The 22,926-nt window shown below is 69.0% G+C and carries 19 protein-coding genes and 2 tRNA genes; all 21 read left to right on the plus strand.

Annotated features, from left to right (window positions below):
* Positions 1-4 precede the first annotated feature (4 nt).
* The 21 genes from IPP98_15205 (at position 5) to ftsA (ending at position 22,918) form a co-directional block, all read left to right on the plus strand.
* Positions 5-1,957, plus strand: coding sequence for an ATP-binding protein (locus IPP98_15205; protein ID MBL0180443.1), 1,953 nt, complete (start codon positions 5-7; stop codon positions 1,955-1,957).
* A complete protein-coding gene (locus IPP98_15210) occupies positions 1,957-3,579 on the plus strand; it encodes a DUF4388 domain-containing protein (protein ID MBL0180444.1) in 1,623 nt (540 codons plus the stop codon). Before IPP98_15205 ends, IPP98_15210 begins: the two co-directional genes overlap by 1 nt.
* Positions 3,576-4,415, plus strand: coding sequence for a tetratricopeptide repeat protein (locus IPP98_15215; protein MBL0180445.1), 840 nt, complete (start codon positions 3,576-3,578; stop codon positions 4,413-4,415). The genes IPP98_15210 and IPP98_15215 overlap by 4 nt, the downstream gene beginning before the upstream one ends.
* Positions 4,352-5,323: a hypothetical protein gene (locus tag IPP98_15220; GenBank protein MBL0180446.1), complete on the plus strand. Its 972-nt coding sequence runs from the start codon at positions 4,352-4,354 to the stop codon at positions 5,321-5,323. The genes IPP98_15215 and IPP98_15220 overlap by 64 nt, the downstream gene beginning before the upstream one ends.
* A gap of 11 nt (positions 5,324-5,334) precedes the next feature.
* Positions 5,335-5,526 (plus strand): hypothetical protein, encoded by a 192-nt coding sequence (locus IPP98_15225; GenBank protein ID MBL0180447.1) that lies wholly within the window; start codon positions 5,335-5,337, stop codon positions 5,524-5,526.
* 13 nt (positions 5,527-5,539) lie between these two features.
* Positions 5,540-5,613 (plus strand) — tRNA-Val (locus IPP98_15230).
* Positions 5,614-5,678: 65 nt separating this feature from the next.
* Positions 5,679-7,412, plus strand: a complete 1,734-nt coding sequence (locus IPP98_15235; protein ID MBL0180448.1) for a hypothetical protein — start codon at positions 5,679-5,681, stop codon at positions 7,410-7,412.
* A gap of 49 nt (positions 7,413-7,461) precedes the next feature.
* A tRNA-Asp gene (locus IPP98_15240) sits at positions 7,462-7,535 on the plus strand.
* A gap of 54 nt (positions 7,536-7,589) precedes the next feature.
* A complete protein-coding gene (rsmH, locus tag IPP98_15245) occupies positions 7,590-8,525 on the plus strand; it encodes a 16S rRNA (cytosine(1402)-N(4))-methyltransferase RsmH (GenBank protein MBL0180449.1) in 936 nt (311 codons plus the stop codon).
* A 13-nt stretch (positions 8,526-8,538) separates the two neighbouring features.
* Positions 8,539-8,796 carry a hypothetical protein gene (locus IPP98_15250; protein MBL0180450.1) on the plus strand — a complete coding sequence of 86 codons (258 nt, stop codon included), beginning with the start codon at positions 8,539-8,541 and terminating at the stop codon, positions 8,794-8,796.
* The gene (locus IPP98_15255; GenBank protein ID MBL0180451.1) at positions 8,797-10,770 is read left to right on the plus strand and encodes a penicillin-binding protein 2; all 1,974 of its coding nucleotides are present in this window, start codon (positions 8,797-8,799) and stop codon (positions 10,768-10,770) included.
* The gene (locus tag IPP98_15260) at positions 10,767-12,215 is read left to right on the plus strand and encodes a UDP-N-acetylmuramoyl-L-alanyl-D-glutamate--2,6-diaminopimelate ligase (GenBank protein MBL0180452.1); all 1,449 of its coding nucleotides are present in this window, start codon (positions 10,767-10,769) and stop codon (positions 12,213-12,215) included. The genes IPP98_15255 and IPP98_15260 overlap by 4 nt, the downstream gene beginning before the upstream one ends.
* Entirely contained in the window at positions 12,212-13,567 is a 1,356-nt protein-coding gene (gene murF / locus IPP98_15265) for a UDP-N-acetylmuramoyl-tripeptide--D-alanyl-D-alanine ligase (protein ID MBL0180453.1), read from the plus strand. The genes IPP98_15260 and murF overlap by 4 nt, the downstream gene beginning before the upstream one ends.
* A gap of 6 nt (positions 13,568-13,573) precedes the next feature.
* On the plus strand, positions 13,574-14,695 hold the full coding sequence (locus IPP98_15270; GenBank protein ID MBL0180454.1) for a phospho-N-acetylmuramoyl-pentapeptide-transferase: 1,122 nt from the start codon (positions 13,574-13,576) through the stop codon (positions 14,693-14,695).
* On the plus strand, positions 14,692-16,062 hold the full coding sequence (gene murD / locus IPP98_15275; protein ID MBL0180455.1) for a UDP-N-acetylmuramoyl-L-alanine--D-glutamate ligase: 1,371 nt from the start codon (positions 14,692-14,694) through the stop codon (positions 16,060-16,062). Before IPP98_15270 ends, murD begins: the two co-directional genes overlap by 4 nt.
* Positions 16,059-17,219: an FtsW/RodA/SpoVE family cell cycle protein gene (locus IPP98_15280; GenBank protein ID MBL0180456.1), complete on the plus strand. Its 1,161-nt coding sequence runs from the start codon at positions 16,059-16,061 to the stop codon at positions 17,217-17,219. The genes murD and IPP98_15280 overlap by 4 nt, the downstream gene beginning before the upstream one ends.
* Positions 17,216-18,319: a UDP-N-acetylglucosamine--N-acetylmuramyl-(pentapeptide) pyrophosphoryl-undecaprenol N-acetylglucosamine transferase gene (locus IPP98_15285; GenBank protein ID MBL0180457.1), complete on the plus strand. Its 1,104-nt coding sequence runs from the start codon at positions 17,216-17,218 to the stop codon at positions 18,317-18,319. The genes IPP98_15280 and IPP98_15285 overlap by 4 nt, the downstream gene beginning before the upstream one ends.
* Positions 18,316-19,566, plus strand: coding sequence for a DUF2264 domain-containing protein (locus IPP98_15290; protein ID MBL0180458.1), 1,251 nt, complete (start codon positions 18,316-18,318; stop codon positions 19,564-19,566). Before IPP98_15285 ends, IPP98_15290 begins: the two co-directional genes overlap by 4 nt.
* A gap of 42 nt (positions 19,567-19,608) precedes the next feature.
* On the plus strand, positions 19,609-20,985 hold the full coding sequence (gene murC / locus IPP98_15295) for a UDP-N-acetylmuramate--L-alanine ligase (GenBank protein MBL0180459.1): 1,377 nt from the start codon (positions 19,609-19,611) through the stop codon (positions 20,983-20,985).
* Positions 20,982-21,662 carry an FtsQ-type POTRA domain-containing protein gene (locus tag IPP98_15300; GenBank protein MBL0180460.1) on the plus strand — a complete coding sequence of 227 codons (681 nt, stop codon included), beginning with the start codon at positions 20,982-20,984 and terminating at the stop codon, positions 21,660-21,662. Before murC ends, IPP98_15300 begins: the two co-directional genes overlap by 4 nt.
* Positions 21,659-22,918: a cell division protein FtsA gene (gene ftsA / locus IPP98_15305; protein ID MBL0180461.1), complete on the plus strand. Its 1,260-nt coding sequence runs from the start codon at positions 21,659-21,661 to the stop codon at positions 22,916-22,918. Before IPP98_15300 ends, ftsA begins: the two co-directional genes overlap by 4 nt.
* Positions 22,919-22,926 lie beyond the last annotated feature (8 nt).

Consider the following 22,926-nt stretch of genomic DNA (forward strand, 5'->3'; position numbering starts at 1 on the left):
GCGCATGCTGAATCCTCACGCACGGTTCGCGAGCTTCGTCGTCGGCTCGGCCAACCGACTCGCCTTCACTGCCTCGAAGGCCGTCGCCGAGTCGCCCGGGGCGGTGTACAACCCGCTCTTCATCTATGCCCGCCCGGGCCTCGGGAAGACACACCTGCTGATGGCCATCGGGAATGAGGCACTGGCGATCGATGCCTCGCGCGTGGTGGAGTACGTCACGGTCGATGATTTCGTCGAGGCCTACCAGGCGGCGATTGCGGCAGGGCAGGCGGAGGCCTATCGGCGCCGCTTTACCGAGGCAAACGTCGTCCTGCTGGATGACGCACAGCTGCTCTCCGACCGCCGCGAGCTGCAGGCTGAGCTGCTCCGCCTGATGGATCTGCTGATGGCCGCGGACCGGCAAATCGTCCTCGCCGGTGACCGTCCTCCCGAGGAGATCCAGTCGCTGGATGAGCGGTTGATTCGCCGCTTTGCCGGCGGTCTGGTGATCGACATTGGCGCACCGGACTACGAGACCCGCCTCGCGATCCTCACCCGTCGCAGCAACGACCGACAGGTGCATTTCGCGCCGGAAGTGCTTGACGTCGTCGCCCAGCTCCCGATCACCACCGTGCGCGAGCTCCTGGGTGCGCACAACCGCCTCGTGGCGCAGCAGGCCGTACAGACCGCACCGCTCGCGAGCGACCAGGTGCGCCAACTGATGCTGAGCCTGGGGCACGGTGCCGTCGTGGTCGAGCCGGTGGTCGCGGAGTCGACAGTGGTGGCGGCGGACGAGTCCCCGGCGCTTGACGAGTTCTCGGACTTCCTCTCCGATCTCTCGGCGACGGTCGCGGTCCAGGTTGATCGGTGGCGGCAGCGGATCACCGAGGCAATGCTGCGCTTCGGCGCCGAAGGGATGCGGACCTCGCGCCTCGAGGCACTCCTCGCCGAAGAGGTCGCCGTCGATCCCGCCGAAATCCTCGCCCAGTACGAGGCCGACGTTGAACGGCTGCGCGTCCTCCGGCAGGAGATCGAGACGCTCGCCCCCGCGCTGCTCTCCGAACAATCGCTGCACGACCCGGACCTCCTGGCCGAGGCGGAAGCACTCGTCGAGGAGGCGCGCGAGAGCGGTGCGCCGCTGCCCGGCCCGGTCCCACGCTACACGCTCGCCGCCTTTGCCGTCGGGCAGACGTCGCGACATGTCGTCGAGGCGATCCACACCGCCGCGACCGCCCCCGGGCAGCGCTACAACCCGATGGTGATCGTCGGGCGTTCGGGCACCGGCAAGAGTCATCTACTCCATGCCTTTGGCCACGAATTGCGCGCCGCCGGCCTCAAGCGTGTGGCCGTCTTCGATGCCAAGCAGTTCGTCGACGACCTGGTGGCCGCCCTCGCCGATGGCTCGATCACGCGCTGGCGGCATCGGCTCCGACGCGTCGACGCGCTGCTGCTCGACAACGTCGCGGTCCTTGCCGGCAAGGAGCGTTCGCAGGAGGAGCTGTACCTGCTGTACAACCTGCTGCTCGAGTCGGGACGGCAGATGGCCTTCACCACCACGGTCACGCCGTCGCAACTGGAGGGGTTCGAGCCGCGACTCGCGACGCGGCTCGCCGGCGGACTCGTGCTCGAGCTTGGGGCCCCGGATCGGGAGGCGCGCGTGCAGGAGGTGGTTCGCCTCCTCGGCGCCCTGGCGAACGACGCCGATCTGGTCGACTATCTCGCCGCTCGCCCCGCCGTCACCCTCCGCGATACGCAGCAGCTGGTGCAACGACTGCTCGCGGCTGCGGAGGAGCGCCAGGCGCCGCTGACGTTGATCACCGCGCGCAGCATCCTCGATGGCACTGCCGCTCCGGCGCCCCGACCGCCCCGGCGAGGCAGCGGACTCCTCGCCCCGGGTGGTGGTGCCATTCGGTCCCGTGAGAAGATGATCGAGACGTGGCCCGACATCGCCGAACGGTTGATGGAGGAGTGGAGCTGATGGCGATCAAGGGCTCACTCCGCGAAGCGTCGCTGGCCGACGTCGTGCAACTGCTCTTCCTGGGGCGCCGCACCGGCTGCCTCTCCGTGGCCAACGAGCGGAACTTCGGTTCGATCTGGTTTGACGACGGCTGGATCACCTTCGCCGGCATGGTCTCGCGCCCCGATCGCCTCGGCGAGCGCCTTCTCGCGGCCGGGCGTCTGCGTCCCGAGCAGTTGGCGCAGGCCATCGCGGTGCAGCAGGCCATGCCGGGGCAGCGTCTTGGGGCCGTCCTGCGTCAGTTGGGCTACCTCACCCCCGAGGACGTCGAGGGCGAAGTCCGCCGACAGGTCGAGGAGACGATCTACACCCTCTTCACCTGGACCAGCGGGACCTTCTCGTTCGAGGCCGGCGTACGCCCCGAGGATCCCGAGGCGGCGCTGCGGCTGAATCCCGACGGACTGCTGCTCGAGGGCGCTCGACGCGTCGACGAGTGGAGTGTCATCGCCAAGAAGATCCCTTCGCTCGATGCGGTCTTCGCGCTCGAGGGCGATGTCCGCGGCGGTGCCGAGGGTGATGAGGCACTGGTGGAGACGGAGCGGCGCCTGCTGCCGTTGCTCGATGGCATTCGCACGGCCCGCGACCTGATGGACTCCACCGGGCTGACCGACTTCGAGGTGTGCCGCGTCCTGTATGGACTGCTGAGCGCTGGCCGCCTCCGGCGGGTCGCCACGGCGCCCGCCGCGCCCGCACGCGAGAGTGGCTCGCGCCTCGACGAGCATCGCAACCTCGGCATTGCCTTCTATCGCACCGGCATGCTGGCGGAAGCGGACCGCGAGTTCCGCCGCGTGTCGGAGTTGCGGCCGGAGAATGGTGAGGGACCGTTCCACCTCGGGCTGATCGCGCTGCGCGAGGCGCGCTGGGAAGACGCGATCACCCAACTGAAGCTCGCGGCCGAGCGCAGCGGTCCGCGCCCCGCCGTGCTCCACAACCTTGCCCTCGCGTTCGAGGCGCTTGGTCGACTCGACGAGGCCGACGCCGCCCTCTCCGAGGCGATCCAGCGCGAGAAGGACGACCCGCGACTCTGGATCGGCTGGGGCCTGCTTGCGCTGCGCCGTGCCCAGGGGCCGTCGGCGCTGGAGCGCTTCGCGCGGGCACGCGACCTGATTGGTACCGCGATCCCGCCGGCCCGCTGGTACTGGGGCTGCGGCTGCGCCCAGGCGCTTTCCGAGGCGTGGCAGGATTCCCTCGCCACCGTGCGTGAGGGCGTCACCCAGTACCCGGATCATCCGGTGCTGCGCACGTCGCTGGGGGTCCTGCTCGAGGCGTCCGGTGAAGTGGGTGAGGCCGAGGCGCATTTGCGCCACGCGCTTGGCGAAGATCCGACCATTCCGCAGATCTCCAAGAACCTCGGCGACCTGCTTTATCGGGCGGGACGATGGGACGAGGCGGAGGAGGCCTACCTGCGCGCCGCGAAGCTCGAACCGGCCCTGGGCGACGACCTCTTCTTCAAGCTCGGCAATCTGGCCTGCCGGCGGGCCGACATGGCCACGGCCCGGCAGCATTGGGAGGAAGCGGTGCGTCTCAACCCTGAGCACGCGCTGGCGCGGGCCAACCTCAGTGGTTCCCGGGCGGGTCAATGAGCGACGAGACCCTGCCGGCACTGCAGGCAGAATACGCGCGACTCGCGTCGGCACTGGCGACCGCACCCTCGGCCGAACAGCGCGCACTGATCAAGGCCGACATCGTCACCCTGTTCCGGCGCGCCGAGACGTTGATCGCGGAGCTTGCCACGTTCAAGGAGTCGATCCGCGAGTTGGTCGATCGCTTCAAGACGTTGCCCGGTGAGGCGGCCGCGTCGGTGCGCCATGACCATATCGGCGCGTCGAGCTACATCGAACGTGGCTGGAGTGCGTTGGCCGCAGCGGATTGGACGGCGGCCGCGGCCGCACTCCGCGAGGCGATTGCGCGGGACGCCACCAGTACGACGGCGCGGGCGCTCTTGGCGTGGGCGCTGGTGCGCACCGGCGAGGTCGATGCGGCGGTCGCGCTCTGCCGGCCGATGCTCGAGGCCGACCCGGCGAACGGGCTCGCCCGGGTCGCGGTCGGCGTGGCCCTGCTGCAGCGCGATCAGCTCGACGAGGCCGCCGTCCACCTGAGCCACGTCACCTCGGGCGCGAGTGCCGATCCTCGCGCGGTCCTCTATGCCCACTACTGGTTGGGCGTGGTCGCGCTGCGTCGCGAGGACTTCGGCGCCGCCGTGGAGTCGCTCCGCCGCGCCGTGACCCTGGGGCCGAACCTCGGGGAGGGGTGGGCCGAGCTCGGGATCGCCCTCTGGCATGCCGGCGCGCCGGCGGACGCGCGCGAGGCGTGGCGAGTCGGGGCCGGCATCCGGCACTCGCCGCACCAGACGCGGTGTCGCGATCTGGAGACCGTCACGGCTGCCGGAGGGACGCCGCCACGCTGGTCCCCGTCCTGACCCTGCTGCTCGCCCTCCAGGGCGGGCCGGCCCCCCGCGCGGTCGAGTTCACGGTCGGGAATGTCACCGTGGTGACCGTCCCCCGGCTGGAGCCCCTCGGCCGGCGGTTGGGTGCGGTCGCAGCCGCGCCGCAGCAGTGGCTCGGCCTCGGTCGGATCGCGCTGGGGCCGATCACCCTGGCGATCGTCCCCGATCGCACGACCTTCCAGCGGTGGTCCCGGGGCCGACTCCCCTCCTGGGGCGCCGGCATGGCCCTTCCCAACAGCGGCATGGTGCTGCTCCGCGCCGATGGCGGTGACGTCGATGTCACCCTTCGGCACGAGCTCGCCCACGTGGCACTCCACCGCAAGGTGAAGGTCCGCGTCCCACTCTGGTTCGACGAAGGGTATGCCGTGTTGGCGTCCCGCGAGTACGGCGGATTGGCGGCGCTGCAGCTCAACCTGGCGGTGGCTGCTGGTCGGGTGCCGACGCTCGCAGCGCTCGATGCCTCGCTGCGGGGCAGTGAAGGGGATGCCACGGCGGCCTACGCGTTGGCCGCGTCGGCGGTGGCCGAGCTCGGGCGACGGCACCCGACGGGCACGCTCGATCCGCTCCTCCAGCGGCTGGCGGGGGGCACCCCCTTCGAGGAGGCGGTGCTGGCCACGACCGGCCTCAGCGCGGACCGATTTGCCGACACATGGCACTTGGCGACCCGTCGGCGGTACAACTGGGGAATCTGGCTGGCGACGGGTGGGGTCTGGGTGGTGCTGGCACTGCTCCTGGCCTGGGCCAAGGCGTATCGTCGGCACCTCGATGCACCGCGGCGGGAGGCGCTCAACGTGGGCTGGAGCCTGCCGCCGGATGACGAACCGATTACAACTGACGAATTTCTGCCGATTCCGCTTGACCCACCCGAGTTGAACCGCTAGGCTCCTGAGCTATGCCAAACTCAGAAACGCAGTCCGGGCGTCCGACGACGCTCTTCACGCGCCGCAATCTGCTCCTGCTCGGGGTCGCCTTGCTGACGCTGGTGGCAGGTTACGCGGTCCTGGTCAGCGGCTCGGCCAGCGCGGCCGCCGTGCTGCTGGTCCTCGGCTACTGCGTCCTCTTCCCGCTGGCTCTGCTGGCCTGATCGGCAGGACTGCGGGCGAATAGCTCAGCTGGTTAGAGCGCCTGCCTTACACGCAGGATGTCGGGGGTTCGAATCCCTCTTCGCCCATACCGGCGTGTCTGTGCACGCCACTTCGACCGTCTTTTAGGGCGTACCTCACGGAGGTCTACGGGATGTTGCAGCACGTCATGTCGATCACGCTCATCGCGACAGTGGCCTCGGCTTCGCCGGCCCCCTCGCAGATCCGCGCCAATACTTCGATCGGTGGGCGCACTGCTGCGCCGCCGCCGCGCATCATGGTGGCCAATCCGGCCCTCGCGACCTCGACCGACTCGGCCGCCTCGGTGGCGATCGGCGATGGGATGCGCGACAAGATCACGAAGTCCGTGACCGGGACGTTCACGGTGCTGACCAAGCGCGACATGAACACGGCGCTCGCTGCCTATGGCTTCGCCGAGAATGAAGTCCTGAACGCGACGTCCGCGATGCGGTTGGCGAACCAGATCGACGCGCGGACCGTGGTGACCTCGACGCTGAGCAAGGGCGCCGACGGCCGCTTCTCGCTCATCGTCCGCGTCTCCGGCTCGAGCGCTTCGCTCGATGTCGGGCATGTGGTGACCATTGCGCAGGCGCCCGGTCAGCCGCTGGCCGACTTCGGCAGCAAGGCTGGCGAGGCGATCGTCCCGGCGCTCAAGGGATGGAATGACGCCAAGGCCTGCCTCGATCAGAGCACGACCAAGCTGGACAAGGCCAACGAGGCGGCCCAGAAGGCGTTCCGCGCGCAGCCCGGCCACGGTCTCGCGAGCTACTGCCTCGCCGAAATCGCCAGCAAGCGTGACTCGGCTGGTGCCGCCACCATGCAGGCGTGGCAGGATGTCACCAAGGCCGACCAGTACTCGCTGACGGCGTGGCAGCACATTGCGTCCATTCACGCGAACAAGGGCGATTCGGCCAAGGTCGTCGAGACGTACCAGCAGATGTTGCGCGTCGCGCCGACGAACCAGCTCCTGCGCGACCAGTCGTACAAGGTCTTCCAGGGCTACGGCCGTCCCGACGCCGCGATGCAGGTCGTCGACGAAGGGATCAAGATGGATCCGGCCAACACCGACTGGTACGACCTGAAGAGCAACGTCTGCATCGGCAAGGGCGATCTCGGCTGCGCCGTGGCCTCGCTCGAGGAGCTCTTCTCGATCGACTCGACCAAGGCCGACACCAACTTCTACGCCAAGATCCTCTACGCCGCGAAGGAGAAGCCGGACACCGCCAAGTACCTGATGTGGGCCAAGCGCGGTGCCGCCAAGTACGACAGCCGCGCCGACATCCTCGAGGAGCTGGCGATCGCGTACGGGTGGACCGGCCAGTCCGACTCGTCGGTGGCCACCGCCCGCAAGATGATCATGGTCGACGATACCAAGACCGACGCGCTGATGCGGGTGGTAAAGTCGTTGCTCGACGGGAAGAAGTACCGCGAGGCGACCTCGCTGGCGTCGACCGTCAACGGGCTGTCCGATGTCGAGACCAAGAACACATACGGAGCAATGCTCGTGCGCTCCGCTGACGAGGTTCGCTCGGCGACTCCGCCGGACAACGCGCTCCTGATCCAGATGAGCGATGCCATCCTTTCCTCGGGAACAACGAACAATCAGGTGATCGTCCTCGCCAACTTCTTCATCTCGGCGGCCTTGGCCGGCGACGTGCAGGAGATGTCCAAGACGGTGCGCACTCCGCAGGCGACCTGCGAGTCGACGAAGACGTACGAGGCCGTGCTGGCGAAGATCGAGCCGGCACTTGTTTCTGCCGCCACGAGTCCGACGGCGCAGATCGCGGACTTTGCCAAGCGGTTCCTGCCTTCCGTGCAGAGCGAAAAGGTCGAAGTCGTCAAGATGCTCGCCCAGCGCTGCAAGTAGCCCTTCCCACGACGGGGCGGGTCGCCTATATTGGCGACCTGCCCAATCGGGGGCTGTAGCTCAGTTGGTTAGAGTGCCGCACTGTCACTGCGGAGGTCGCGGGTTCGAGCCCCGTCAGCCCCGTTTACATCATCCCGTCCCGGCATGCCGGGCGGGGTGTTTTGTTTCCAGGACCCCATGACCGACGCCCTGCACGTTCCCGTTCTCCTCGCTCCGATCCTCGCCCGCGCCGAGGGCGCGACGCGTGTCGTGGACGGGACGCTCGGGCACGGGGGGCATGCGGCCGCCTTCCTCGCTGCCGGTGCGGAGGTGCTCGGCATCGACCGTGACCCCGACGCCATCGCCACGGCACGGGCCCGACTGGGCGACGAGCGGATGCACTACGTCAATGCCCCCTACGCCTCCCCCGAGGCCGTGGCTGCGGTGCGTGCCTTCCACCCCGACTTCCTCCTCCTCGACCTCGGCGTGTCTTCTCGGCAGCTCGATGATGAGCGCCGCGGCTTCACCTTCCGCCCTGGCGCCCCGCTGGACATGCGGATGGGGCCGGACGTCCCGACCGCCGCCGAGTGGCTCGCCTCGGTCGACGAGGCGGAGCTCAAGCAGGTGCTGCGCGACTACGGCGACGAGCCGAAGGCGGGGCGGATGGCGGCCGAGATCGTCCGTCGGCGGGAGACGAGCGACTTGGTCACCAGCGACGACCTGGTCAATGCCATCCGGGCCTCCCTGGGCCCCCGGAGCGGGCCTGGGGACTTCGCCCGGATCTTCCAGGCGGTCCGGATCGCCGTGAACGAGGAGCTGACCGGACTGGAGGAGGTGCTCCCCCTTTTTCGGGAGGCGGTCGGACCGGGTGGGACCCTTGCGGTGATCAGTTATCATTCGGGCGAGGACCGGTTGGTGAAGGGGGCGTTCCGGTTGTGGAGCGCCGGCTGCACCTGTCCACCGGGCCTTCCCCAGTGCATTTGCGGGCAAGTGCCCCTTGGACGCTCGGTGCCGCGGAAGGCAGTGATTGCCGACGACGCGGAGACTCGTGCCAACTCACGCGCCCGGAGTGCCCGGCTCCGCTTCTTCCGGAACAGCGATGCCAGCGACCAATCGCCAACGCGTGCAGGTTAGGGGACGCCACTTCGTGCTGGCGTGGACCATCGTCTTCCTGGCCGCCACCGGGGCGATCGTCGTGCGCAGTCGCACCGCGTTCGAGGCCACCAATCGGATCGGGAAGTTGCAGGAGGAGCGCGATCGGCTGCGCGAGGCCCAGGCGGACTTGCAGTCGCGCATCGCGGCGCTGAAGAGTCGTCCGGTCCTCGGCCCGAAAGCCGCTGCCCTCGGCCTGCACACCCCGTCCGATTCCGAGAGTGTCTCCCTCCGCGTCGAGCGGGCGCGCTAGATGGCGACTCCAGCGGCACGGCTCGTCGCGGTGCAGACGCTGCTTGTGCTCGGCGGCGCCGTCGTGCTGGGGCGCTCGTTCCAGTTGCAGGTCGTGCAGCATGCCCGGTGGGAGGCACGTGCCAAGGCGCTGCGCACCGAGAGCGACACCATCGATGCACGCCGCGGGACGATTTTCGATCGCAATGGCGTGCCGCTCGCCGAAACGCAGGAAGCCTACCGCATCACCCTCGCGAAGAACGAGTTCACCGACAGCGCCCGGATCGTCAAGCAGTTGTTGAAGCTGCCGGGCTTCAGCGCCGAGCGGGTCGCCAAGGCGATGGCGAAACGCTACCCCAACTTCTATGATGAACTGAGCGCCGAGGAGATTGCCCCGCTACGCGACCTGAAGGGGGTGCACTTCGACGTCGTGCGGCGCCGTGTCTACCCGCTGGAGCAACTGGCCCGGCCGCTGCTCGGGCGGCTCGACGACAAGGGTCGGGCCTCGGGCGGCGTCGAACGCATGCTCGACACGGTCCTGACGGGCACGCCGGGGTTGGCGATCTACCTTCGTGACGCCAGCAGCAAGGTGGTCAAGATTCCCAGCTCGATCATCCGTGCGCCGGTGGCGGGCAAGGATGTCTACCTCACCATCGACAACGCCCTCCAGGGCATCGTCGAGGGCGAACTTCGGCGCGCGGTCGCCGAGTATCAGGCCAAGGGCGGTGACGTCGTCGTGCTCGACGTGAAGAGCGGCGAGTTGCTCGCGTCGGCCTCGCTGCGGACGGACACCGCCACCGGGCGGCTGGTGCCGAACCTGGGAGCACTCGTGGAGGCGAATGAGCCCGGATCGACGGCCAAGCTCTTCACCGCCGCCGCCGTGCTGCGCGAGCGCGCAGACACGACACCCGTCTCCGGCGAGGGCGGCATCTGGCGGATCCCGCTGCCGGGCGGAAAGAGTCGTTCAATCGAAGATGTGCACGCCGAGTCGGGGATGCTGTCGCTCGGAGAGACGATCAAGGTGTCGAGCAACATCGGCATCTCGAAGTTCGGGTTGCGCATCACGCGGGAGCAGCAATTCCTGGCGCTGCGGGATTTCGGATTCGGGACGCCGGTGCTGCTCGGCATCCCCGGCGAGACGACGGGCTCGCTGCGCAATCCGGCGAACTGGGACATTCCCGTCCTCTCGCAACCTTCGATTTCGCAGGGCTACTTCTTCGAGGCCTCGGCGCTGCAGGTCGCGGCAGCGTACGCCGCGATCGCGAACGGCGGCCGCCTGATGGCGCCGTCGATCGTGCGCGAGGTGCGTGACGGCCGAGACAAGACGGTGCGCTGGCGCCACACGCCGACCCAGGTTCGTGAGGCGGTGACGCCCGACGTGGCCCATCAACTGATGGCATACCTCCGCCTCGCGACGGATACCGGCGGTTCGGGGGCGAAGGCCCAGCTGGACCGCGCCACCGTCGTTGGCAAGACGGGTACCGCAAAGGTGCTGGTGCAGGGGCGATACGTTACTGGCGTCTATCGCGGCTCGTTCGCCGGACTGTACCCGGGCGAAGCACCGGAGGTCGTCGTCTACGTCATGATCGACCGTCCGAGCGGGATGGCGTTCTACGGTGGTCTGGTGGCGGCCCCGATGGTGCGGAACATCCTGCTGCAATCGCTCGCATCGCGGACGTCGCCGCTCAACCGCCCGAGTATCGAGACGCCGCTCGCCGCGCGGCGCGAGGCCCCGCTCGTTGTGGCGACCGGTGATCCGACGCGGCAGGTCGGCTTCCCGCTCCCCAAAGCCACGACGACGCCCGCTGGGTCGACCGCCGTGCCGATGGTCCAGGGACTTCCGGTGCGCGAGGCGATCGTGGCGCTGCATCGGGCCGGCTACCAGGTGCAACTCGCCGGCCGCGCCACGGGATTGGCCCGCCGTACCCTTCCCGTGGGCGGCGACACGCTGGCGCGCGCCCGCATCGTGACCCTTTACGCCGACTCGATCCCATGACGCTGCAGGCGCTGGTGGCGGTTCTCCGACAGTTCGATCTCCTTGTCTCCGCTCCACTCGACGATCCCGCCGTGAGCGGGGTGGCGGTAGACTCGCGCCGCGTCACGCCAGGGACGCTGTTCATCGCGGAGCGAGGCAGTGACGCGGACGGTCATGCCTACGTCGCCGCTGCCGTCGCCGCGGGGGCAAGCGCAGTGGTGGTCGAGCACTCGATGGGGATCACGGCCCCGGAAATCGTCGTCACGGACGGTCGCGCCGCGGCCCGTCGTCTGGCGGAGGCGTGGTACCACCATCCGGCGGAGTCCCTTCGCATCGTTGCCGTCACCGGTACCAACGGGAAGACGACGACCACCGCGTTGGTGCGACACCTCCTCAACGCCGAGGGCACCGCTGGAAGCATCGGCACGTTGGGGGCATTCGACGGTAGCGGGCGGGCGGTCAGCTCGACGGCGGGCACGCTGACGACTCCTGGTAGTGTCGACATGCAGGCCACGCTGCGGGCGATGGTTGACGCCGGGGTGCGCCATGTCGCGATGGAGGCGTCCTCCCACGCCCTCGACCAGGGACGGCTCGATGCCATCACCTTCGCCGGCGCGATCTTCACCAACCTGACGCGCGAGCACCTCGACTACCACCACACGATGGAGGCCTACCTCGCGGCAAAGCTGCGGCTCGCCGACCTCGTCGCCCCCGATGGTGTCCTCGCCATCAACGCCGATGATCCGGCGTGGTCGTCGTTGCACGGCGATCGACGGGCAGTGCGCTGGGGCCACGCTGCCGATGCCGACGTCCGCATCGAGGAGTTGGTGGCCCTCACCGCCGGGAGCCGATTCACCCTGACCGGCCGCTTCGGCACCGCAGAGGTGGCGATTCCGCTTCCGGGCGAATTCAATGTCGCCAACGCGGTCGGTGCCGCGGCGGTCATGCTCGGCCTCGGCATGCCGATGGCCGAGGTCGTGGCGCGGCTTGGCGAGTCGCCGCAGATTCCCGGCCGGATGGAGCGGATCATCGACGCGCCCTTCCACGTGATCCGCGACTATGCCCATACCCCCGACGCCTACGAGCGCGTCCTGGCGACCATCCGTCCGCTGACCCCGGGACGGATCATCGTGGTCTTCGGCTGTGGCGGCGATCGTGACGGCGGCAAGCGACCCATCATGGGCGAGATCGCGGCGCGTCTGGCCGATCATGTCATCCTCACCAGCGACAATCCGCGGACGGAAGATCCCGATCGGATCATCGACGACATCGCGGCAGGGATGCCGAAGGGCTCCTATGAGCGGGAGCTCGACCGCTACATCGCCATCGCGATGGCCACCGGCCAGGCCCGTCCGGGCGACGTGGTGCTGCTGCTCGGCAAGGGGCACGAGACCTATCAGGTGATCGGCCACGAGAAGGAGCCGTTCGATGAGCGCGCCATCGTGCTGGGGTTGGTCGGCCGATGAGCATCGCGTGGACGGCCGCGCAGGTGTGCGAGGCACTAGGGCTCCCCACTCCCGGATTCGAAGCGCACTACGCCCAGGTCGGGACCGACACCCGCGCGCTCGTCCCCGGCTCGCTCTTCGTCGCCCTGGTGGGTGAACGATTCGATGCCCATGACTACCTCGAGGCAGCGCGTGACGCAGGCGCCACAGGCGCCGTCGTGCGGCGGGGCGCGCCGGCGGTCGAGGGGCTGACCCTCTATCCGGTGGACGACACGCTGCATGCCCTCGGCGAGTTGGCCCATGCCCGCCGCGAGCGGTTCACTGGTCCGGTGATTGCCATCACGGGGCAGAACGGCAAGACGTCGACGAAGGAGATGGTGGCCGCGGTGCTCGCCACGCGCTGGAAGACCCACCGCACCCGGGCCAACGACAACAACCTCGTCGGCGTGCCGCTCACCGTGCTGCAGGCGCCTGAGGAGACCGAGGCGATGGTGGTCGAGGCCGGCGCCAATGTGCCGGGCGAGATTCCGCGGTACCGCGAGATCCTCCGGCCCGACATCGCCCTGGTCACCAACGCCGGCGCTGGCCATCTCGAGGGCTTCGGCTCCGTAGCCGGGGTGGTGAAGGAGAAGCTCTCCCTCACGCGCGACGTGCCGCTGGCGATTGTCGGGCTCGAGCCAGCCGATCTGGTGCCTGGCGCTCGTGCCCTCGCGAAGCGGGTGATCACGGCCGGGCTCGACGATGCCGACGTCACGCCGACCAGCGTCACGCTCGGTGCCGACGGGCGGCCGATCGTGTCGATCGACGGCCGCACCTTCCATCTCGCGGCGCGTGGACGGCACCAGGCAGGGAATGCCATGTTCGCCTGGGGCGTGGCCCGCGAGCTTGGGCTGGACCTGGACGCCGTCGCGAAGGCGCTGGAAGCGTTCACGATTCCCGGCGGCCGCGGCGAATTGAAGCATCACGGGGCGCTGACGGTGCTCAATGACGGCTACAATGCCAACCCGCAGTCGTTCGCGAGTGTGATCGCCCTCGCGCAGGAGATGCGGGCGGGCAAGACGCTGGTCTTCGTGGCGGGGACGATGCGGGAGTTGGGTGACCACGCCCCGGCACTCCACGCCGAAGTGGCGGCGCAGTTGGCCGAGCTGCAACCGGAGTTGCTGGCCCTGGTCGGAGAATTTGTGCCGGCCTTCGCGCCCTACCGGGCTGCCTTCGCCGGTCGGCTGCTCGAGGCCCCCGACGCCGACACGATGGGGCCGCTGCTGGCGGCGCGGTTGAAGGGAGATGAACTCGTGGTGTTGAAGGGTTCTCGCGGGGTCACCCTTGAGCGTATCCTTCCCGCCATCCTGCCACGCGCCGCCACCACCGCCTGAGGGCCGATGCTCTACCACCTGCTCGCCGGCAAGTCGGGGCTGCTGTCCAACCTCCTCACCTACATATCGTTCCGCGCCGCGGCCGCCATGGTCACCGCGCTCGGCATCGCGTTTCTGCTTGGTCCGGTGATCATCCGGAAGCTGCACGCGTTGAAGGTGGGGCAGGTGATCCGCGCCGAGGGACCGGCCAGCCACCAGGCCAAGCGCGGCACGCCGACGATGGGCGGCATCATCATCATCCTGGCGACGGTGATTCCGACGCTGCTCTTCGCACCGCTCACCAATCGCTTCGTCATCGTGAGTGTGGTGGCGATGCTCTGGTGCGGGGCGATCGGCTTTCTCGACGACTACCTCAAGGTGGTTCAGGGGCAGTCCCGCGGGCTCGTCGCCAAGTGGAAGTTGACCGGACAGGTCACCTTCGGCGTCTCACTCGGCATCTTGCTCATTGTCTGGCCGGTGGTCAATCCGGCGATGATTCCCGCCGAGGGAACGACCGTTCCGTTCTTCAAGTATCTGGTGGTCACCTTCGCGCCGTGGTTGTACGTCGTCTTCGTCACGGGCGTGGTGACGGGCTTCTCGAACGCCGTGAACCTCACCGACGGGCTGGATGGTCTCGCGACCGGTCTCTCGACCATCGCCGCTGGCGCCTTCGCCTCCTTCGCCTATGTGCTCGGGCGCGTCGACACCACGGCGTACCTGAACCTCTTCTACCTCCCCGGTTCGGGCGAACTCTCGGTCTTCTGCGCCGCCCTGATGGGGGCCTGCCTGGGCTTCCTCTGGTTCAACGCGCATCCGGCCAAGGTCTTCATGGGCGACACCGGCTCGCTTGCCCTCGGGGGCGCGTTCGGCACGGTGGCGATCCTGCTCAAGAGTGAATTCCTGCTGGTCATCATCGGCGGCGTCTTCGTCGCGGAAGCGGTCTCGGTGATGCTGCAGACGTCGGTGTACAAGTGGAACAAGCGGACCCGCGGCCGGGAGTATGCCGACTCGCACCGCGTCTTCCGGATGGCGCCGCTGCACCACCACTTCGAGAAGTTGGGCTGGGCCGAGACGACCGTGGTCGTGCGCTTCTGGATTCTCGGGATCTTCTGTGCGCTGGTGGCACTGGCCACCCTGAAGCTGCGATGAATCGCTTCGCCGGGTGGCAAGCGGACGGTCGCGAAGTCGCCGTCGCGGGGCTCGCCAGGAGCGGCGCGGCCGCGGCGCAGCTGCTGCGAGCGCGCGGGATTCCCGTGTATGTCTCGGATGGCGGGGCAGGGGAGAAGGTAGTCGCGGTCGCCGCAGAGTTGCGCGCGCTGCAGGACCCGCAGCTCGACGTGCAGCTTGGCGCCCATGATCTGGCACGGATTGGCCGTTGCGCCGCGCTGATCCTCTCGCCTGGCATCCCGCCGACGGCGGCGGTGGTGCGCGCCGCGGTCGATGCGGGCGTTCCGGTATTGGCCGAGGCACAACTCGGGCTCGACGCGCTCGCCGGCGTCCCCTACATCGCGGTGACCGGCACCAACGGAAAGACCACCACCACCGCCCTCCTCGAGCACCTGATGCAGGCGGCTGGTCGGCATGCCGTCGCGGCGGGCAACATCGGCCTGCCGCTCTCGGACGTCGCGCGGAGCGCCACGCCGCCCGAATGGCTGGCCGTGGAACTGTCGTCGTTTCAGTTGCACGATTGTCCCGACCTCATGCCGACGGTGGGGATTCTCACCAACCTCGCGCCCGACCATCTCGATCGCTACCCCGACCTGGCATCGTATTACGCCGACAAGGCGCGCCTCTTCGCCCGGGCCTCGGGGATGTCCTGCTGGGTGACCAACCTTGATGATCCCGAGTCGCGCCGGATGATCGCCGCCGTCCCCGGTCGGCATCTGGCCTTTTCGGTGGCGCCTGGTGTCCGCGCCGACGCCTGGTACGACCGTGCCGGCGACCAGTTGATGCTCGCCGGTGCGCCGTTGTTGCCGCGCGAGGCGTTGCCGCTCCTCGGCGACCACAACGTCGCCAACGTTCTCGCAGCGGCGTTGGCGCTCCACGCCACCGGAATCGGCCATGCCGCACTCGCCGACGGCATCCGCACCTTCCGCCCGATGGCGCATCGCCTCGAGCCGGTGCGCGAGGTGGACGGCGTCCTCTGGGTGAACGATTCCAAGGCGACCAACGTCGCCTCGACCGTCGTCGCGGTGGAGGCGATGCAGCGTCCATTCGTCCTGTTGCTCGGCGGCCGTCACAAGGGAGAGCCCTACACCGCGCTGCTCAAGCCGTTGGCGGCGCACGGCGTTGCCGTGGTGGCGTATGGTGAGGCGGCGGGACTCATCCAGGCGGACCTCGGCGCCGGCATCCGCGTAGTGCCCGCCGGAGATTTTGCCGAAGTCATGGCGACGGCACGGGCGCTTGCGCCACGGGGCGGGGCCGTGCTCCTGTCGCCGGCCTGCTCCAGCTACGACATGTTTGACCATTACGAACACCGTGGCGGCACCTTCCGCCAGATCGTGGAGTCCTGGTGAGTCCGAACGCGGTACGCCACCCTGGAGAACTGCGCTGGGAGACCAACCTCCTCGCGTGCGTGACGCTGACGCTCACCGGCTTCGGCGTCATGAACTGCTACAGCACTGGCAGCTATGTCACACAGTGGCATACCGAGGCGTCACAGCAACTCTCCGGGGCGCTGATTGGGGGCGTGGCGTTCCTGGTGGCGGCGTACGTCGACTATGGCGTCTGGCGAAAGCTCGCCAAGCCGATGTTCTACGCCACGCTCGGCGGTCTGGTCCTGCTGGCGATCGTGTCGCTGATCTGGAAGGGGAAGCAGGCGCCGTCGATCCTCGGCACGCTGTTCCCGTACCGCCTTGGTGCGCATCGGTGGATCTATGTCGGCGTGCAGGTGCAGGTTTCCGAAATCGCCCGCTTCACCTTGGCCGCATACGTGGCGATGCTGGCGGCTGGGGCCGGGCAGAAGTTGCGGCATTGGACCACCGGGTTCATGCCGCTCATGGGCGTCGTGATCGGGACCGTCTTGCTGGTCGCGGCCGAGCCGTCGCTGTCGATGTCCGTGGTACTGGCGGTCGTGGGTACCATGATCATCTTCACCGCCGGTGCGCGGATCACGCATTTCCTCCCCTTGGTGGCCATCGCCGCCCTGGCGCTCTTTGTCGTCCTCAAGTTCGACCCGGTGCGTTCCGAACGCATGCAGACCGCGGCCGTCTCGTCGCTGGAATGCAATGCCCGGGATGACCAGTCGTGCAAGTCGCTCATCGGCTTCGGCAGTGGCGGCATGCTCGGCGTCGGCTTCGGACAGGGAACGCAGCTGCTCGGACACGTCCCACTTGGCTACTCCGACTTCCTGTTGTCGGGCATCGGCGAGGAGTGGGGTTTTCTGGGGATCGTCTTCATCGTTCTGGGCTTCGGGCTCTTCTGCTGGCTGGGATTCCGAATCTCGCGGACCGCGCGAGATCCGTTCGGGACGTACCTCGCGGCGGGTCTCACCATTCCCGTCGGCGTGACCGCGCTCGCGCATGCGGCGGTTGTCACGCGCATGGGACCGGTGACCGGCTTGACACTGCCGTTCATGTCCGCGGGGCGGGTGTCGCTGATTCTGTACCTCTTCTCCGCCGGAGTCCTCGTCAACATCGGACGGCGACGCGGGCGGCCCGCGCGGCAAACGTGACCACCGTCTTGCTGGCAGGCGGTGGCACCGGCGGTCACCTGATGCCGGCACTCGCCATCGCCCAGCAGTTGCAGGCGCGCCACCCCGACTGGCGGATCGTGTTCGCGGGTGCTGAACGCGGGATCGAGGCGACCGTCCTCCCCGAACGGGGCCTCCCGCACCGCCTCTTTCCGTTCGAACCAATCCATCGACGGCAGTGGTGGCGCAACGTCAAGTGGCCGCTGCTCGCGTGGCGCGTGGCGCGGGCCGTCGACCGCATGCTGGATGACGAACGCCCGGCCCTGGTGATCGGGACCGGCGGCTATGTGAGCGGCCCCGTCGTGTGGCGTGCTGCGCGGCGCGGGATCCCCACGGCGATCCTCGAGCTCGATGTCCTCCCGGGGTTTGCCACCCGGCGCGCCGCGCCGATGGTGCAGGAGATCTGGACCGCCTCGCCGGAAGGACTCGCGGCGCTGGGGCCTGGCGCAGCCGCGCGCGGCCGGGTGACTGGCGCGCCGATCACGCCGCCCGACCCGACGCGCCGCGATGCGGCCCGCCAGAAGTTCGGCCTGACGGACGACCGACCGGTGCTGGTGATGACTGGTGGCAGCCAGGGCTCTCTCGCGATGAACCGGTTGATCGCCGATTGGCTGCGTGATGGCGGCGTGGCCAACGCGCACCTGATCTGGGCCACTGGGCGCGGCACGTACCAAGAGTTTGCACACCACCATCTGCCACCCGACGTGACCGTCGTGCCGTTCCTCGACCCGATGGCCGATGCCTGGGCGGTGGCTGACCTCTGCGTGGCGCGTGCCGGGATGATGACCCTTGCCGAGCTCTGCGCGTGGGGTATTCCGTCGGTGCTGGTGCCGCTGCCCACCGCCGCTGCCGATCACCAGCGTCACAACGCCGAGGCGATGGCCGCCGCAGGGGCAAGCGTGGTGCTTGAGCAGGCGGGACTCACCGCGCAGCATCTCGGTGACACGCTCACGGCCCTCCTGGCTGACGCCCCGCGACGCGCGGCCATGGCGGCCGACGCACGGCGACGCGGCAAGCCGGACGCTGCACGGCAGATCGCCGAGCGGTGCGAGCTCCTCATTGCCTCGGGAGCCTCGTCATGACCAGCCGTCGAGATTTTCTGCACGCGGTCACGGTGGGCGGCGTGGCGCATGGCGCACTGGCGGGCCGCGTCGCCGGCAACGCTCCGCCGGCGCCGGCGTCCGGAGCCGATGATCGTGGGCGGTGGGTCGCTGTGGCGACACGGATGGCCGATCCACTCCTCGGAGCGTTGGCACGCGGCGAACTCAAGCTCCGCATGCCGGTCGAGGCAGTGGCCGGTGCCGAGGCCGATCGACGCAAGGTGACCCACCTCGAAGGATTCGGCCGCCTGCTCGCCGGATTGTCGCCCTGGCTCGAGCAACGGCTGCCGAGTGGCGACGAGGAGCGCAGCCGTGCGCGCCTGGCTGCGCTGGCGCAGCAGGGAATGGACGCCGCCACCAACCCGGCGTCCCCCGATCGGATGAACTTCTCCGACGGCGCGCAGCCGCTCGTCGACGCCGCATTCCTCGCGCATGCGATGCTGCGCGCCCCGCGCACGCTGTGGCAGGAGTTGCCGTCCGCGACCCAGGGCAACGTCCTGGCCTCGCTCCGCGCCACGCGCGTGATCCGGCCGGGCTACAACAACTGGCTCCTCTTCAGTGCCATGATCGAGGCCGCGCTCGCCTCCGTCGGTGAGTCGTGGGACCAGATGCGGGTGGACTACGCCCTGCGGCAGCATGAGCTCTGGTACAAGGGCGACGGCATGTACGGCGACGGCCCGACCTTTCACTGGGACTACTACAACAGCTTCGTGATCCAACCGATGTTGCTCGACATTCTCGTCACCGTTGGCCCCAAGGTCTCAGCGTGGAAGGAGATCGCGGCGCGGGTGACCACGCGGGCGCAGCGCTACGCCGTGATTCAGGAACGGCTCATCTCGCCCGAGGGGACGCTGCCGCCGATCGGCCGATCGATCGCCTATCGCTGCGGAGCGCTGCAGCTGCTCGGTCAGGTGGCGCTGCGGCATGAGCTCCCCTCGGGCGTGTCGCCGGCCCAGGTGCGTGGCGGGATGACGGCGGTGATCGGCCGCATGATGGAGGCCCCGGGCACCTTCACGCGGGACGGCTGGCTGACGATCGGTCTGGCTGGGCACCAGCCGTCGCTCGGCGAGAGCTACATCTCGACCGGCTCCTGTTACCTCGCCGCAACCGGGCTCCTTCCGCTCGGGCTCCCTCCGGGGGATCCATTCTGGAGCGCCCCCCCAGCCCCCTGGACGGCGAAGAAGCTCTACGACGGCGCGGACGCCCCCGCGGACCACGCCGACGGATAGTCACCGCTTTGCCCCCCTTCCGCCCGCTCTTATCTTGCGCGGGTGGCCGCCCTGTTTGACCCCTCCGATCCCCGTCCCGTGCACTTCCTCGGCCTCAGTGGCGCGGGGATGAGCGCCCTCGCGCTCGCCGCGCGCCGCCGTGGCGTGGCGGTGAGCGGCTGCGATACCGAGACCGCGGCCTTTGCCGATTTGCGCGCGGCCGGCGCCGAGGCGTTTGACCACCCTGATCCGGCCCACCTTGCCGGCATCCGTGCGCTGGTCGTGACCGCCGCCGCCTCGCAGCAGCATCCCGAGATCGTCGCCGCGCGTGCGGCGGGCATTCCGGTCGTGCAGCGGAAGGAGGCGTTGGCCGATCTCGTGAACGGGACCACCCTGGTGGCGCTTGCCGGGACGCACGGGAAGACGACCACCACCGTGATGACCACCGAGGCGCTTCGTGGCGGCGGGAAGCATCCCTCCGGCCTGGCCGGTGGGCGTGTCTCCACCTGGGGCGGCAACGCGCTGCTCGACGGCAACGATCTCTTCGTGGTCGAGGCCGACGAATACGACCAGGCCTTCCTGACCTTGCAGCCGACCATCGCCGTGGTGAACAACGTCGAGGCCGATCACCTCGAATGCTACGGCAGCGTCGAGGCGATGGAAGCCGCGTACGCCACCTTCGCCGGTCGCGCCGAGCGCGTGCTGGTCGGCACCGGCGACGTGGGGAGCGATCGCCTGGCGCAGACGCTCGGCGACAATGTGTGGCGCTTCGGGCTCGAAGAGGGCGCCGACCTGCGGCTCGTGCCGCGGAACGCCGGCCCCGATGGCACCGTCGCCGATGTGACGTTCCCCGATGGCCGTCAGCAGGTGCTCACGCTGCATGTCCCGGGGCTCCACAACCTGCGCAACGCCGGGGCCGCGCTCGGCGTCGCGTTCGCGCTCGGCGCCGACCTCGATGGGGCGATCGCCGCGCTGGGCCGCTTCACCGGCGTCGGACGTCGCTTTGATCGGCACGGCGAGTCGCACGGCGTCACCTACGTCGACGACTACGCGCACCATCCGACCGAACTCGTTGCGACGCTCGCCGCCGCGCGGCAGGCCTTCCCGCACCACCGGCTCGTCGCCGCGTTCCAACCGCATCTGTATTCGCGGACGGCATCGCACGGCGCGGCCATGGGCGAGGCGCTGGCCGCCGCCGACCTCGTGGTGGTGACCGACGTGTATGGGGCGCGCGAGGCCCCGGTCGAGGGCGTGAGCGGGCATATCGTCGCCGACGCGGCCATCGCCGCGGGCGCCGTCGTCTGCTACGCGCCGGTGCGGGCAGACCTGGCCCAGGAGATCGCGTCGATGCTCCGTGAGGGCGATGTCCTCCTCACGCTCGGGGCCGGCGATATCACCCTGGTCGGCGCGGACGTGCGCCGCCTGCGCGAGGGTGCGTGACGACGCGGCAACGGGCACTGATCGTCGCTCTGGGCGCCGTGGCTGCAGTGGCCCTCTGGATTGGCGTGCCGCGCGCCATGCGTCGCCTCGAGTACTTCCGCGTCCGGCACATCGAGGTCACCGGGGTGCGGTTCCTCGACGAGCGTGACGTGGTCGCCCGCCTCGCCTTGCCGAAGACGGCCAGTATCGTCGATCCGCTGGCGCCCGTGCGTCGGAACGCCTCCGCGATTCCCGGTGTCGCGGCGGCCTCGATTGAGCGTCGCTTGCCGGGGACACTCTCCCTGTTGGTGTTGGAGGAATTGCCGGTGGCGCTCGTGATGCAGGAGGAGAAGCTGGTGCTGATGGATCGCCGTGGGCGCATCCTGCCGTTTGACCCGACGCGGGCACCGACATCGCTCCCCGTGGCCGAGCGGGATTCGGCAACCGCCGCCCTGCTGTCGGCGGTGCTCCGAGCCGATCCTGAATGGTATGGGCAGATCGAATCGGCCCGCCGCGATGGTGGCGATGTCCTGCTCGAGGATGGCCCGCATCGGGTGCGCATTCGTCCCGGTGCCTCGCTCGAAACGATCCGCGGCGTGACCGCGGTGCGCGCCTGGTTGACCACCGCCAATCGCCCGTGGCAGGAGCTCGATGCCCGCTTTGCCGATCGCGCCTTCGTGAAGTGGGCAACGTCGTGAGCACCGTCGCCGTGCAGCGGCTCGTCGCCGCCCTCGACCTCGGGAGCACCAAGATCACCGCCATCATTGGCGAGGTGACCGGCGACTCCCGCTCGTGGGGGCTCCGCATCCTCGGCGTCGGCAGCGAACGGTCCACTGGCGTGCGTCGCGGGGTCATTCGCGACTTCGAAGAGACGGTCCGCGCGGTGACCAAGGCGATGACGGATGCCGAACGGATCGCCGGGCTCGAGGTCGGGACGGTCTATGTCGGGGCGGGCGGGGAGCAGATCGCCCAGCGGATCTCCCACGGCGTCGCCAGCATCACGGGCAGCGAAGTCCGCACCTCCGATCTGGCCCGTGTGAACGACGTCGCCTCGTCGGTCTCGTTCGGCCACGACCAGGAACTGCTCCACGCCATCCCGCACGACTATCTCGTGGACGGCCAGGCTGGCTACGCCGACCCGATCGGAATGGCCGGCGAGCGTGTCGAGGCGGAGGTCTACATCCTCACGGCCCGCTCCAGCGCCTTGGCGCACCAGCGGAAAGCCATCGAAAAGGCGGGGTGGAACGTCGGGGAAGTGGTGGTGGAACCGCTCGCGGCCTCGTTGGCGGTCCTGACCCCCGAGGAGCGGGAAATGGGGTCAGTTCTCGTGGACCTTGGCGGAGGGAGTACCTCTGTCGCCATCTTTCAGGGTGGGAAGCTCCGCCATACCGCCTCCCTCCGCTTTGCGGGGGGGCACCTGACTTCCGATCTGGTCCATGGCCTTGGGGTGACCCAGGCCGAGGCGGAGCGGATCAAGGAAAAGTGGGGCGCGGCCTACGAGCCGTTGATCCCGGAGAACGAAGTCGTGGAAGTCGTCCTGACGGGGGGGCAGGGGCCCCGGCAGGTGAAGCGCCAGTTGATTGCTCACATCATGCACGCCCGGCTCCAGGAGGTTCTGGAGCTGGCCTACGACGAAGTGACCCGCGCCGGCTGGGCGATGGCCGGGTTGCCGTGCGGCGTGGTGGTGACGGGTGGCGGGGCGGCGGCCCCAGGCATCGTCGAGCTGACGAGAGACGTCTTCGCGGCACCGGTACGGATCGGGGTGCCTGCGGACCAGTTGCGAGGTTTGGTGGACAGAGTGGCATCGCCGGGCCTCGCGGTTCCGGTCGGACTGGCCCTCTGGGGTGCACGACAGGTGGCGATGGGTGGGGGCTTCGGCGCCGGGGGCAAGTCATCGCCCGCCGTTGGCCGGGTGCTCGAACCAGTGCGACGCTGGTTGCAGGATTTCTTCTGACCGACCCT

This window comes from Gemmatimonadota bacterium, assembly GCA_016720805.1.
Classification (GTDB): Bacteria; Gemmatimonadota; Gemmatimonadetes; order Gemmatimonadales; family GWC2-71-9; genus Palsa-1233.